Origin of the sequence: Streptacidiphilus melanogenes, assembly GCF_000787835.1 — a bacterium.
GTDB lineage: Bacteria > Actinomycetota > Actinomycetes > Streptomycetales > Streptomycetaceae > Streptacidiphilus > Streptacidiphilus melanogenes.
This window is the reverse complement of the sequence record NZ_BBPP01000001.1, coordinates 41,009-53,159: the sequence shown is the minus strand read 5'-3', so window position 1 is coordinate 53,159 and position 12,151 is coordinate 41,009. Positions and strand designations below refer to the sequence as shown.

11 protein-coding genes are annotated in these 12,151 nt (G+C 74.0%); 5 read left to right on the top strand and 6 right to left on the bottom strand.

Translation table 11 applies throughout. From position 1 onward, the window contains the following. Positions 1-13: 13 nt before the first annotated feature. Positions 14-1,285 carry an MFS transporter gene (locus TR49_RS00220; RefSeq protein ID WP_236653148.1) on the top strand — a complete coding sequence of 424 codons (1,272 nt, stop codon included), beginning with the start codon at positions 14-16 and terminating at the stop codon, positions 1,283-1,285. Continuing rightward, positions 1,230-2,552, top strand: coding sequence for a D-arabinono-1,4-lactone oxidase (locus TR49_RS00215; RefSeq protein ID WP_084724418.1), 1,323 nt, complete (start codon positions 1,230-1,232; stop codon positions 2,550-2,552). The genes TR49_RS00220 and TR49_RS00215 overlap by 56 nt, the downstream gene beginning before the upstream one ends. Positions 2,553-2,586: 34 nt before the next feature. On the opposite strand, the gene TR49_RS00210 is transcribed toward TR49_RS00215, so the two are convergent. Further along, positions 2,587-3,411, bottom strand: coding sequence for a hypothetical protein (locus TR49_RS00210; protein WP_052433811.1), 825 nt, complete (start codon positions 3,409-3,411; stop codon positions 2,587-2,589). Positions 3,412-3,847: 436 nt separating this feature from the next. Here TR49_RS00210 and sepH point away from each other — a divergent pair, with 436 nt between their 5' ends. Further along, entirely contained in the window at positions 3,848-5,005 is a 1,158-nt protein-coding gene (gene sepH / locus TR49_RS00205; RefSeq protein WP_084724417.1) for a septation protein SepH, read from the top strand. A 629-nt stretch (positions 5,006-5,634) separates the two neighbouring features. Here sepH and TR49_RS00200 read toward each other — a convergent pair. Further along, complete coding sequence (locus TR49_RS00200; RefSeq protein WP_042375849.1) at positions 5,635-6,495, bottom strand: sulfurtransferase; 861 nt, start codon at positions 6,493-6,495, stop codon at positions 5,635-5,637. 109 nt (positions 6,496-6,604) lie between these two features. Here TR49_RS00200 and TR49_RS00195 point away from each other — a divergent pair, with 109 nt between their 5' ends. Further along, on the top strand, positions 6,605-7,330 hold the full coding sequence (locus tag TR49_RS00195) for a VOC family protein (protein ID WP_152626993.1): 726 nt from the start codon (positions 6,605-6,607) through the stop codon (positions 7,328-7,330). A gap of 140 nt (positions 7,331-7,470) precedes the next feature. Continuing rightward, positions 7,471-8,379, top strand: a complete 909-nt coding sequence (locus TR49_RS00190) for an alkaline phosphatase family protein (RefSeq protein WP_042375847.1) — start codon at positions 7,471-7,473, stop codon at positions 8,377-8,379. Positions 8,380-8,537: 158 nt separating this feature from the next. Here TR49_RS00190 and TR49_RS00185 read toward each other — a convergent pair whose 3' ends face one another. The 4 genes from TR49_RS00185 to TR49_RS00170 form a co-directional block, all read right to left on the bottom strand. Next, positions 8,538-9,215 carry a thymidine kinase gene (locus TR49_RS00185; RefSeq protein WP_042375845.1) on the bottom strand — a complete coding sequence of 226 codons (678 nt, stop codon included), beginning with the start codon at positions 9,213-9,215 and terminating at the stop codon, positions 8,538-8,540. Further along, complete coding sequence (locus TR49_RS00180; RefSeq protein ID WP_042375843.1) at positions 9,208-10,392, bottom strand: alkaline phosphatase family protein; 1,185 nt, start codon at positions 10,390-10,392, stop codon at positions 9,208-9,210. Before TR49_RS00180 ends, TR49_RS00185 begins: the two co-directional genes overlap by 8 nt. Before the next feature lie 174 nt (positions 10,393-10,566). Further along, on the bottom strand, positions 10,567-11,163 hold the full coding sequence (locus TR49_RS00175; protein WP_042375842.1) for a DUF5998 family protein: 597 nt from the start codon (positions 11,161-11,163) through the stop codon (positions 10,567-10,569). A gap of 31 nt (positions 11,164-11,194) precedes the next feature. Continuing rightward, a partial coding sequence (locus TR49_RS00170) for an acetate--CoA ligase family protein (RefSeq protein WP_042376239.1) occupies positions 11,195-12,151 on the bottom strand: 957 nt, incomplete at its 5' end.

The window sequence follows — 12,151 nt, the reverse complement described above, 5'->3', positions numbered from 1 at the left end:
TTACGGAGCTCCTGTGCCCTCCGCGCTGTCCGCGCTCTCCGCCTACCGGCGGATCTTTGCCGAGGCCCCCGGCAGCCTCGCGTTCTCCGCCGCCGGGTTCATCGCGCGGATGCCCATGTCGATGATGGGCATCGGCATGGTGACCATGCTCTCCTCGCTGCGCGGCGACTACGCCCTCGGCGGCGCGGTCTCGGCGACCATCGCCCTCGCCGCCGCGCTGCTCGGACCGCAGGTGGCCCGGCTGGTCGACCGGTACGGGCAGAGCAAGATCGCGCTGCGCGCCACCGGCGTGACCGTGATCGCGATGGGGGCGCTGCTGCTCTGCGCCGCCTTCGGCGCGCCGGACTGGACGCTCTTCGTCTGCGCCGCCGTGGTCGGCTGCATGCCCGCCATGGGCTCACTGGTGCGCGCCCGCTGGGCGAACCTCTACCAGGGCTCTCCGCTGCTGCACACCGCCTACTCCTTCGAGTCGGTCGTCGACGAGATCGTCTTCATCGTCGGGCCGATCCTGGCCGTGGGGCTCTCCACCTCCTGGTTCCCGGAGGCCGGGCCGCTCTCGGCGCTGGTCCTGCTGGCCCTCGGCACGCTGATGTTCTGCGCCCAGGACCGCACCGAGCCGCCCGTCCACCCGCACGCCCACGCCACCGCGGGCAGCTCCGCCCTGCGTACGCGCGGACTGCTGGTGCTGGTGCTCACCTTCGTCGGCGTCGGGGCCGTGTTCGGCAGCGTCGAGGTGGTCACCGTGGCCTTCGCGGACCACCTGCACCACAAGGCGCTCTCCTCCGTCGTGCTGGCGATCTACGCGCTCGGCTCCTGCGTGGCCGGCATCGTCTTCGGCGCGCTCAGGCTGAAGGGACCGCTCTCGCGCCGGTTCCTGGTGGGGATCGTCACCCTCGGGGTGAGTATGCTGCCGCTCCTATTCGTGAAGAACCTCGTGGCCCTGGCGGTGGCGCTGTTCGTCGCCGGGTTGTCCATCTCCCCCACCATGGTCACCACCATGGCGCTGGTGGAACGGATCGTGCCGACGGCCAAGCTGACCGAGGGCATGACCTGGACCACCACCGGGCTGGCCGTGGGGGTGGCCTTCGGCTCCTCGGCCGCGGGCTGGACGGTGGACGCCGCGGGCGCCTCCAGCGGCTACTGGGTGACCGTGGCCGCGGCGGGGCTCTCGGTCGCCACGGCGTTCCTCGGGTCCCGCCGGCTCCGGTCGGCGCCGGAGCAGCGGGAGGGTGCACGTGTCGAGTCCAACGACCCAGCCGAGCCTGTGGAGCAACTGGGCCGGTAACCAGAGCGCCCGCCCGAGCCGGGTGGTGACACCCGGCTCCGTCACCGAGCTGGCCGAGGCGGTCGCCGCGGCGGCGGCCGACGGGCTTCCGGTCAAGGCCGTCGGCAGCGGTCACTCGTTCACCCCGATCGCGGTGACCGACGGCGTCCTGGTCCGCCCGGACGGGCTGACCGCCGTCCGCGAGGTCGACGTCGAGGGCGGGACCGTCACCGTCGAGTCCGGGCTGCCGCTGGAGCGGCTGAACCTGCTGCTGCACCACGCCGGCCTGGCCCTGACCAACATGGGCGACATCATGGTGCAGACCGTCGCCGGGGCCACCAGCACCGGCACCCACGGCACCGGCCGCGCCTCCGGCTCCATCGCCGCACAGATCAAGGCCCTGGAGATCGTCCTCGCCGACGGCACGGTCACCCGGTGCTCCCCCAGCCAGGACCCGCAGCTGTTCCAGGGCGCGCGGCTGGGGCTCGGCGCGCTGGGCGTCGTCAGCGCGATCACCTTCGGCGTCGAACCGGCCTTCCTGCTGACGGCGCACGAGGCGCCGATGCGCTTCGACGAGGTGCTCGACCGCTTCGACGAGCTGGCGAGCGACAACGAGCACTTCGAGTTCTACTGGTTCCCGCACACCGAGGGCTGCACCACCAAGCGCAACAACCGCAGCACGGGCCCGGCCGCGCCGCTGCCGGAGTTCCGGCGCTGGCTCGACGACGACTTCGTCTCCAACACCGTCTGGGAGGGCGCCTGCCGGGTCGGCCGGGCCTTCCCGAGGACCATCCCCGCGATAGCGAAGATCTCCAGCCGGGCCTGGTCCGAGCGGACCTACACGGACACGTCCTACAAGGTCTTCACCAGCCCGCGCCGGGTGCGCTTCGTCGAGATGGAGTACGCCGTCCCCCGTGAGGCGGCCACGGCGCTGCTGCGCGAGCTCAAGCGCACGGTCGAGCGCTCGGACTGGAAGATCTCCTTCCCGGTCGAGGTGCGCGTCGCCCCCGCCGACGACCTCTGGCTCTCGACCGCGAGCGGCCGCGACACGGCGTACATCGCCGTGCACCTGTATCGGGGGACGGAGCAGCCGGGCTACTTCGCGGAGGTGGAGCGGATCATGACGGCCCACCAGGGCCGTCCGCACTGGGGCAAGCTGCACACCCGCGACGCGGAGTACCTCGCGGGCGTCTACCCGCACTTCGGCGACTTCACCGCGCTGCGGGACCGCGTCGACCCGGAACGGCGCTTCGCCAACGACTATCTGCGGCGCGTCCTGGGCGACTGACCGCTGCGCGGGCGCGGGTCCCGGGCCCAGGGGCTCAGGGCGAGGGCGCGGTCCGGGGTGCCGCGGCGGCGTCGGAGGCGGCCGGGGACGCGTCGGAGCCGCTGCCGCCCGTGGCGGTCGAGTCGTGCGGGGTGGGCGTCGGGGTCGCCGGGTCCTGCTCCGGGCTGGTGCTCGGATCCGGGCGGGTGGAGGCGTCCGGGCTCGGCGAGGTGCGGCTGTCGCTCTTCTCTGCGGTGCCGGCGCTGCCGCCGTTGCGACCGGTGGACGCGCCGGGTGACGGGTCGACAGGTGCGGAGGTGCTGCCCTTCGGCTTGGCGCCGCCCTCGTCACCGCCGCCGAAGAGGTTCGCCGCGGGCTTGCCCGACGCCAGTTCGATCACGCCGACGGTGCCCATCGCGAGTGCGAAGACGATCGCGGCCGTGACGGCGTAGACCTTCCAGCTCTTGGGTTTGAGATTGGCGCGCCCGCGGTACACGGCGACGGCCTCGGCCCGGTCCGGGGGACTGATTCGCGCCATCATCCGCGTGTGCTCGCCGCCGGGGTCGAACGGGTCGAAGACCTGCGTCTCCTCCGCCTCGGCGGGCCCCGCCACCGGGCGTGCCTGTTCGATCGGCGTCGGCGTCGTCGCCATCTCCCGCAACTGCTCGCCGGTGCGCCGGAACACGTGCTGGAACACGGCCGTCCCGGTGGTCGCGCCGACGCTGACCACGGCCGCGCCCAGGATCGTTCCGTAGACGCCCAACTGCGACGCGAGGACCGCGCCGACCACCGCGGCGAGCGCACTCGCGGTCACCTGGGCGAGACTCAGATCGAGGGTCCTGCGCTCGGGCTTTCCGCCCTGATTTTCCAGATCCTCCATCAATGCCCCTCGATGCTGCCTTTGTCCATGGTGCACCAGGTACGACCGTTCGAAGGACCCCACGGTTCCGGATGGCCGAAATGTGTGAAGATGATCACCGTAAGCCGCGCGGACGACCGCCATCGGAGTGGCGACCCTTGAGAATCCAGCGATTCGGGGCAGACTTGAGCCGCGAGCCGCACCATCCGGGGGCCACGTTTGGAGTAGTGTGGCGTGAAGCCCGACTGCGCGCGGTCGGCGAGGCTCGTCCCGGGGTGCTCGCCGCGAAAGGCGCGGATCCGGGAGTCGGAACAATGGAACAGTGACAGGCAGTCAAAAGAAGTAACTGTGCCATAACGGTGAGTCGCGGACCGAGGCTGACCCGCCGGGTAACTCTGCAATGTTGTGGTCCGCCGGACGTCGGCACGCCACACTCGTTACGGGAGCAGCGACGCAGGTGACGTCGGCAGGCACCACCCGGGAGGTAACCGTGCCCGAACTGCGCGTCGTAGCCGTCAGCAATGACGGCTCACGGCTGGTGCTCAAGGCTGCCGATTCGACGGAATACTTCCTTCCGATTGACGAGCGCCTGCGCGCCGCCGTCCGCGGCGACCGGCCGCGCCTCGGTCAGATCGACGTCGAGAGCCACCTCCGCCCCCGCGACATCCAGGCGCGCATCCGCGCCGGTGCGACGGCCGAGGAGGTCGCGCAGCAGGCCGGCATCTCCGTCGAGCGGGTCCGCCGCTTCGAAGGTCCCGTCCTCGCCGAGCGCGCGTTCATGGCCGAGCGCGCCCGGAAGACCCCGGTGCGCCGCGCCGGCGAGTCCACCGGCCCGCAGCTCGGTGACGCCGTCACCGAGCGCCTGCTGCTGCGCGGTGCGGAGAAGGACAGCACGGTCTGGGACTCCTACCGTCGCGACGACGGCACCTGGGAGATCATCCTCAGCTTCCGCGCGGACTCCGCGGCCCGGGAGGCCCGGTGGACGTACGACCCGCCGCGCCGTCTGGTCCAGCCCTGCGACGACGAAGCCCGCGCCCTGATCGGCGAGTCGCCCGCGCTGGCGGCGGAGCCGACGCACCCGTTCATCCCCCGCATCGCGCGCCTCCCCGGAGCCGACCGCGGCATGGGCATGCGTCCCCTCGCCCCGGAGCGGCCGCCGCTGGAGCGGCTCTCGCCGCCGCGCCCGTCGCTCGACCGCGTGGAGCGGGTCGAGCGCGTGGAGCGCGTGGAGCGCGTCGTCGAGCGCTCCCCCGAGCCGACCGCGCCTGCGGCGTCGGCCGCGGCGGCGCCCGTTTCCCCGTCGACCGTCGCGGACCAGCTGGACTCGGTCGACTTCCTCGACCTCGACGTCGTGCCGACGGCGCTGCCGTCCGCGCTGCCGGACGAGTCCTCGCTCGCCGAGGAGTCGGAGGTCCCCCCGGCGGCGGCCGCCGCCGGCGCGGGCGCGGCCTACGCCGACGTCCTCATGCCCCGCATGGCCACGCCCCACCGCGACCGCCTTATCGGCTCCACCGACCGCCAGGCCGAGGCGGACGGCGTCCGCCCCGGCCGCAGGGCAGCTGTGCCCAGCTGGGACGAGATCGTCTTCGGCACCCGCCGCAAGAAGCAGGACTGACGCCCCGGCGGTTCCGCCGGGGCCGCTGGCGGGCCCACCACGCAACCGTGCGAGCCTCGGCCCACCGCGCGGCACGCAGGCGACCATGCAGGACCTCAGGGGCGAGGAGCTGCAGGCGAGCGGCCACGCAACGCCTCAGGGGCGCGAGGAACTGCGCGAGCAACCACGCTGTGCGGATGGCCCTGCGCGAGGAGGACCACAGGCAGGCGGGTGGCTTGTCGCGCCCAGGCGGCGGAGGCGCATCTCGGGCTAATCCCCGCGCCCCTGGTGTGCTGCAAACTGTCCGCGGGATCACGCCTGACCGCTCGTGCCACTGCCGGGGGCGGCCGTCGTCCCCGGGCGGGGGCAGCGCGCGCCGGTGGGTCAGTGATCCGTGGTGCTTGGTGGCCCGCGCCACGGATGGCCCTGCCCGAGGAGGACCACCCGCAGGCGGGTGGCGTGTCGCGCCCAGGCGGCGGAGGCGCATCTCGGGCTTATCCCCGCGCCCCTGGTGTGCTGCGACTGTCTGCGGGATCACGCCTGACCGCTCGTGCCACTGCTGGGGGCGGCCGTCGTCCCCGGGCGGGGGCAGCGTGCGTCGGTGGGTCAATGATCCGTGGTGCTTGGTGGCCCGCGTCGCTGAGGGTGTGTCAGCGTGGGTTCGGGCCCGTGGCTGCGGGGCGGGAGGGGTCGGTGGACCACTCGCTCCAGCTGCCCGGGTAGAGCGTGGCCGGGAGGCCCGCGAGTTCGAGGGCGAGGATCGTGTGAGCCGCCGTCACGCCCGAGCCGCAGTAGACCGCGATGTCGGCGTCCGCCGTCGCGCCCAGCGCGCGGAATCGGGTGGCGAGGTCCGCCGGAGGCAGGAAGCGGCCGGAGGCGTCCACGTTGTCCGACGTCGGCGCGGACAGCGCGCCGGGGATGTGGCCGGCACGGGGGTCCACGGGCTCCGCCTCGCCGCGGTAGCGCTCGCCCGCGCGTGCGTCGAGCAGGACCTGCGCGGGGCCGGACACCGCGGGCCACGCCGCCGCACCGTCCGCGTCGACCGTCGGGAGGCCGCCCGGCACGACGGTGAAGTCGCCCGGCTCCTGCGACGGTTCCACCGTCGACAGCGGCAGGCCCGCCTCACTCCACGCCTGCAGGCCGCCGTCCAGCACGCGCACGCGCGCGTGCCCGGCCCAGCGCAGCAGCCACCAGGCGCGGGCCGCGGACATGGAGGTGGCCGCGTCGTACACGACGACGTCACGGTCCGCACGGACGCCCGCGCGCCGTAGCGCGGCCTGCAGCACCTCGGGCGAGGGCAGCGGGTGACGACCCGCCACACCCGGCGCGGCGGCGAGCTCACGGTCCAGGTCGACGTAGTGCGCGCCCGGCAGATGCCCCTTGGCGAACTCGTCCTCCCCCGGCGGGCCGCCGAGGCTCCAGCGGACGTCGAGCAGCGTCGGCGGCCGCTCCCCGGCGAGCAGCTCGGCGAGGCCGGCGGGGTCGATCAGAGTGGTGACGGGCTCATTCATAGGGACATTGTCGTGCCAAGGGCAGCGCTCGCGGGCCCGGGGTGGGAGCATCGGGGGCGTGAGTGAGAGCTTGCGGCAGCCACAGGGGACCCCCTGCTGGGTGAGCCTGATGGCACATGACCTCCACGCGGCCTGCGCGTACTACTCGGGCCTGCTCGGCTGGGAGTACCTGGGCGGTCCCGACCGCCTCGGCCCCTACCTGCGGGCGACCCTGGACGGGCTCCTCGTCGCCGGTATCGGGCAGTTCGAAGAGACGGCCGGCTTCCCCGTGGACTGGATCACCTACTTCTCGGTGGACAGCGCGGACGAGGTGGCCAACCGGATCCGCGACTGCGGCGGCACCGTCGCGCTCGGCCCGCTGGACTCCGCCGACGCCGGACGGCTCGTGGTCGCGGCGGACCCGGCGGGCGCGGTCTTCGGCGTGTGGGAGCCCCGCGGGCACCGGGGTTGGCAGGTGCGGCGCGAGCCCGGCGCGGTGGTCTGGAGCGAGCTGCGCACGCCCTCGGTCCTCGACTCCGCCGACTTCTACGCCAAGGTCTTCGGCCTGGCGGCCGTCGAGGACGGCCGCGCCGAGATCGGCCGCGAGGACGACGCCATACTGCTCCGTTACGGCGGCCACCGGGTCGCGGGCATCCGCGCGGCCGATCCCGAGGACCCGCGTCCGCGCTGGCGCGTCTACTTCGCGGTCGCCGACCTCGACGTGGCGGTCAAGACGGCGGTCGCCCTCGGCGGCAGCCTGGAGCGGTCGCTGCCGCCGGCGCGCTACGGCGAGGTGGCGTTCCTGCGCGACCCGCAGGGAGGTCCGTTCGCGCTGGTGCGGCTCTCGGAGGCGTGAACGGGCACGGCCACCCTGGGCGTTCACCGACTTGTCCCGACAAGTTCATCGGCGCAGAGGTGTGGTACGCGCTCATGCGGCGCAGCGTCCCCCGTTAGGGTGACGGGAACCGTTCGCACGACCCAGCTCAGGGGCACCGCATGCCACTTCCGCACCAGTCCGACCGGCACGAGCGCGCCCGCCGTGTCCTCGTCGTCGGCATCGACGGCGTCCGCCTCGACATGCTCGCCGAACTGGACATGCCCCGCCTGGACGAGGTCACCGACGCCGGCTTCCTCGCGCCCGTCGTGATCGACGCGGGCACCCCGACCATGTCCGGCCCGTGCTGGGCCACGATCGCCACCGGCGTCCACGTCACCAAGCACGCGGTGTGGAACAACGACTTCACCGGCCACCGGCTGGCCGTGTTCCCCGACTTCCTCACCCGCCTCACCCACGGCTTCGGCCGCCGCACGTACGTGGCGGCGGCGTGGGAGCCGCTGGTGCTGGCGCGCAGCGGCGGCCCGCTGTTCAACGGGCCCGGCCGCCTCAGCTTCGTCGCCCCGGCGGCGGAGACGTGCGAGGACTGGGAGGCCGTCGACGAGCGCATGGTCCGCGATGCCGTCGCCGTCCTGCGCGAGGAGGACCCCGAGGCGTCCTTCGTCTACATGGGCGCCGTCGACGAGACCGCACACCTGCGCGGCTGCGACGCGGACTACCGCGACGCGATCCTGCGCGCGGACGAGCGTCTCGGACGTCTCCTCGACGCGGTCCGGGCCCGGCCGACCTACGCCGAGGAGGACTGGACCGTCATCGTCGTCACCGACCACGGCCACGTCGACGAGGGCGGTCACGGCGGCGACAGCGTGCTCGAGCGCACGGCCTGGATCGCCTGCAGCGGCCCGGAGTTCACGCCGGGCGCGATCACCGCCCCGCTGCGCCACGTGGACGTCGTCCCGCAGGTCTTCGCCTCCCTCGGCCTCCAGCCCGACCGGCACTGGACCCTGGACGGCCTCCCGTTCGCCGCATCCGCGGCGCGGGCCACCAAGGAAGAGCTCGAACTGATCTGACCACCGGTCAGGCGGGACGCCCCGGGAACACCAGGCCGCGCCGACCTGCGGCTCGGACCACATGGGCGCGCTCCGGCACCGTGCCGGGGCGCCTCCCGGCCGGGGCCGGGGCGGCGGGCACCTTCCCCGCCGGGCACTGCCGTGGAGGCGCCTCCCCCTCAGGGGTGCTGCTGCCCCGGGACGGGGGCGACGCCGTCAAAGGGGAGGACGTCCGGGGAGAGGGCGCCGGCGCGCGCCGTGGCGGAGGTCATGCGCTTGCGGTGGTGCCTGCGGCACAGCACCTCGTAGCCGATCTGGTCCTCGTTGACGACCACGTCGCCGACGACCACCTGGGCACCCTCGACCACCATGACGCCGCCCACCGTGCGCGCGTTGTGCGTCGCCCGCGCGCCGCACCAGCACAGGGCTTCGACCTGCAGCACCTCGACCCGGTCCGCGAGTTCGATCAGCCGGGCCGAGCCGGGGAAGAGCCGGGTGCGGAAGTCCGTGGTGATGCCGAAGGTGTAGACGTCGATCGCCAGGTCGTCCACGACCCGTGCCAGCTGGTCGACCTGGGGCGTCTCGAAGAACTGGGCCTCGTCGCAGATCAGGTAGTCGATCCGCTCGCCGGCGGAGAGGAGCTTCACCACGTAGTGGTGGAAGTCGAGGCCGTCGCGGACCTCGACGGCCTCGGTGCTGAGGCCGAGCCGGCTGGAGAGCGTCGCCGCGCCCGCGCGGTCGTTGCGGGTGAAGATGATCCCGCGACGGCCCCGGGCACGGTGGTTGTGGTCCATCTGCAGCGCCAGCGTGGACTTGCCGCAGTCCATGGTCCCGGAGAAGAAGACCAGCTCAGCCACGGCGCACCTCCAGCAGCGGCACCAGCAGTTCGGAGTCGAGCAGCGAGCCGTGCATGCCGACCATGGACGACTCCCCCGGCTCGCGGCGGGTAGCGGTGATCGCCGCGTCGGACGCGGCGACCGCGACGACGTCGCCGATGCGTCCGCGCACGCGGTCCTCGACGACGGGGCCGAACCAGCCCGCCTCGATCGCCTCGTCGCGGGAGGCGATCCAGAAGCGGTCCCCGAGGCGCTCGCGCCAGGCGGCGAGCAGATCGGACTCCGCGCCGGGCTGGGCGTAGAGGTGGCGGGCCCGGCCCTCGCCGCCGAGCAGCAGCATGCCCGCGCGCAGGTCCTCCTGCTCGGGCGCGTCCATGTCGATGCGCGCCCCTGCGGCCGGATCCGTCGGCACGTCGACCATGCCGTGGTCGGCGGTGATGTACAGCGCGGAGCGCGGCGGCAGCTGCTCGGCGAGGCGCTGGGCGAGCCGGTCAACGGCCATGAGCTGGCCGCGCCAGGCGTCGGAGGCCGCGCCGTGACGGTGACCCATGCCGTCGAGCTCGCTGTAGTACGTGTAGACGAGGGAACGGTCGGCGGCAGCCAGGCGCTCGGCGGCCAGGTCCATCCGCTCCTCGCCGGTGAGCCGGCCGAGGAACTCGCCACCGGAGAGCGCCACCTCGGTGAGCGGGGTGAACTCGAAAGTCGGCGAGGAGACCTGGCAGGTCGCCACGCCGTGCGCGTGGGTGCGCCGGAAGACGGTCGGGTACGGCTGCCAGCTGCGCGGGGTGACGTGCGGCTGCCAGCGCAGCTGGTTCATCAGCCGCCGCTCGCCGGGGATGCGGACCAGGTATCCGGCCAGGCCGTGCTCGCCGGGCGGACGGCCGGTGCCGAAGGACGCCAGGCTGGTCGCGGTGGTCGCCGGGAACCCGGCCGTGAGCGGACGCCCGCTGCCCGCGAGCGAGCTCGGCAGCAGCGAGGTGAGGAACGGCGCCTCGTCCGGGTGGCTGCGCAGCAGCTCCCAGCCCAGGCCGTCGATCAGGAAGACGCAGACGCGGTCCGCGGCGGGCAGCCGCAGACCGGTCGCGGGCACGCCGTCGGTCTCGGTCAGGCCGAGGCCGGCCGCGACCGCGGGCAGGACGTCCGCGAGGGCGGCCGAGCCGTAGGCGGGGACCGGCGCGGCGGTGTGAGGGAGAGTCATCAAGTCGTTTCTGCGGGACGCGGACAGGCGGCGAAGGGCGAGGGGCTCAGTGGATCCTGCGGTATCGGGCCGGGGACAGCGACGACGTCCGGGCCGAGCCCCGAACGGGGGCGTTCCCGGCCCCGGTCCCGCCCGGAGGCGGGGGTGGGGACACCTGCCGGCACGACCGGGCTCCTACTGGTCCGCGGTGCTCGCCGTGGCCTCGGACAGGGCCCGGGCGAAGGCGAGCGCCTGGGCGACCGTCTCCGGGCCGTCGCCCGCCTCGCTGACGCGCAGCGAGAGGTCGTCGGCGGTGGTCGAGCCGGTGTAGCCGTGGTCGGCGTCGCAGTTCGGGTCGCCGCAGGCGGCCGGTTCCAGGTCGATCCGGGAGACCGCGCCCCAGCCGATCGTGAGCACCACCTCGCGCGGCAGCGAGCCGCGCACGTACGTCTCCGGGTTGGCGACGACACGGCTGACGACGACCGACGAGATCCGGCCGATCTTGACGCTCTCGGTGGAGGTCGTCGCGTACGGCACCGGCGATGTGTCGTCGGCGCCCTGCTCGTCGGTGTGGCTGACGATGAAGCGGGTGTCGGTCAGCACCAGCACGGTCACGTGGCGGCGGACCTCGTTGGCGTCGAAGGTGGTCTCCTGGTGCACCAGGAAGGCCTCGACGCTCTCGCTGCCCACGGCCTGCTCGACGGCCTCGGACACGAGGGTCGGGTAGTAGCCGCTGCGCTCGATCGCGGAGCGCAGCCCCTGGGTGGTGGTCGTCGTACCGGTCTTCGCCATACCTACCATCCTGGCATGACCCGGGCCCCGCTTACGCCAGCGCGCGCGGTCCGAGGTCGGTCCGTGCGGGCAGTCGGGCCAAACGGACGTCCGCACCCAGCACCGCGAGGCGCTTGCGCCCTACGCGCACCGGCTCCAGCGTGAGCGAGGCCACCTCCGGCAGGTCGTCCACGAGCTGCGAGACGCGCAGCAGCAGCTGCTCCAGGGCGGCGGTGTCGACCGGCTCCGAGCCGCGCCAGCCGAAGAGGAGCGGGGCTGCCTTGATCTCCCGGACCAGCGACGCCGCCTCGGACTCCGTGGCCGGAATCAGCCGGTGCGCGACGTCCCCGAGCAGCTCGGAGGCGACGCCCGCGAGCCCGAAGGAGAGGATCGCGCCGACGGCCGGGTCGACGGAGGCGGAGACGGTGGTGTCCACGAAGACGCCGTCGGGAGCCGGCACCTGCGCCTGCCCGGCGTCGGCGTCGACCGGCACCCCGTAGCAGGCCAGCAGCCGGGCTGCGGTGGCCGCGTCGAGCGCGGCCGCTTTGCCGTGGCCGAGGGCCTCGGCCACAAGGGCCCGCGCCTGCTGCTCGGCGACGTCCTCGAACTCGGGAACGGTCCGCGGCTCCGCGCTCCGCGCCCGCCACTGCGCGTACCGCGTGACATGCGCCAACGCCCGCACCGCCCGCTCCGGCCGCGGATACCCGGGCACGCGCTCTTCGGCGGTCCCGCCGAGGGAGCTGTGCGTCCCGGCCCCGGCGGCGGTGCCGACGCCGACCGGGGTGCCCGCCTCCGCCGACGGCCCGACCTGCGCGGCCGCTCCGCCGTGGGCGGCTTCGGCGGCGCCGGGGACGCGAGCCGCCGCGACAGCTGCGTCGCCCGCCGCGCGGCGCTCGGCGGCGGGACCGGAGCCCGACGCGGCAAGGTCACCCGGGTTCGCCATCCCGCCCGGCGCGGCTTCACCGGACGCGCTCGGCCGGTCGGCGCCCGGCACGGCGGGGTCTCCAGC

Coding starts and splice junctions, on each gene's coding strand:
- TR49_RS00200 (WP_042375849.1), bottom strand. CDS start 6,495: ATGAATGAGCCCGTCACCACTCTGATCGACCCCGCCGGCCTCGCCGAG.
- TR49_RS00195 (WP_152626993.1), top strand. CDS start 6,605: ATGGCACATGACCTCCACGCGGCCTGCGCGTACTACTCGGGCCTGCTC.
- TR49_RS00180 (WP_042375843.1), bottom strand. CDS start 10,392: ATGACTCTCCCTCACACCGCCGCGCCGGTCCCCGCCTACGGCTCGGCC.
- TR49_RS00190 (WP_042375847.1), top strand. CDS start 7,471: ATGCCACTTCCGCACCAGTCCGACCGGCACGAGCGCGCCCGCCGTGTC.
- TR49_RS00210 (WP_052433811.1), bottom strand. CDS start 3,411: ATGGAGGATCTGGAAAATCAGGGCGGAAAGCCCGAGCGCAGGACCCTC.
- TR49_RS00175 (WP_042375842.1), bottom strand. CDS start 11,163: ATGGCGAAGACCGGTACGACGACCACCACCCAGGGGCTGCGCTCCGCG.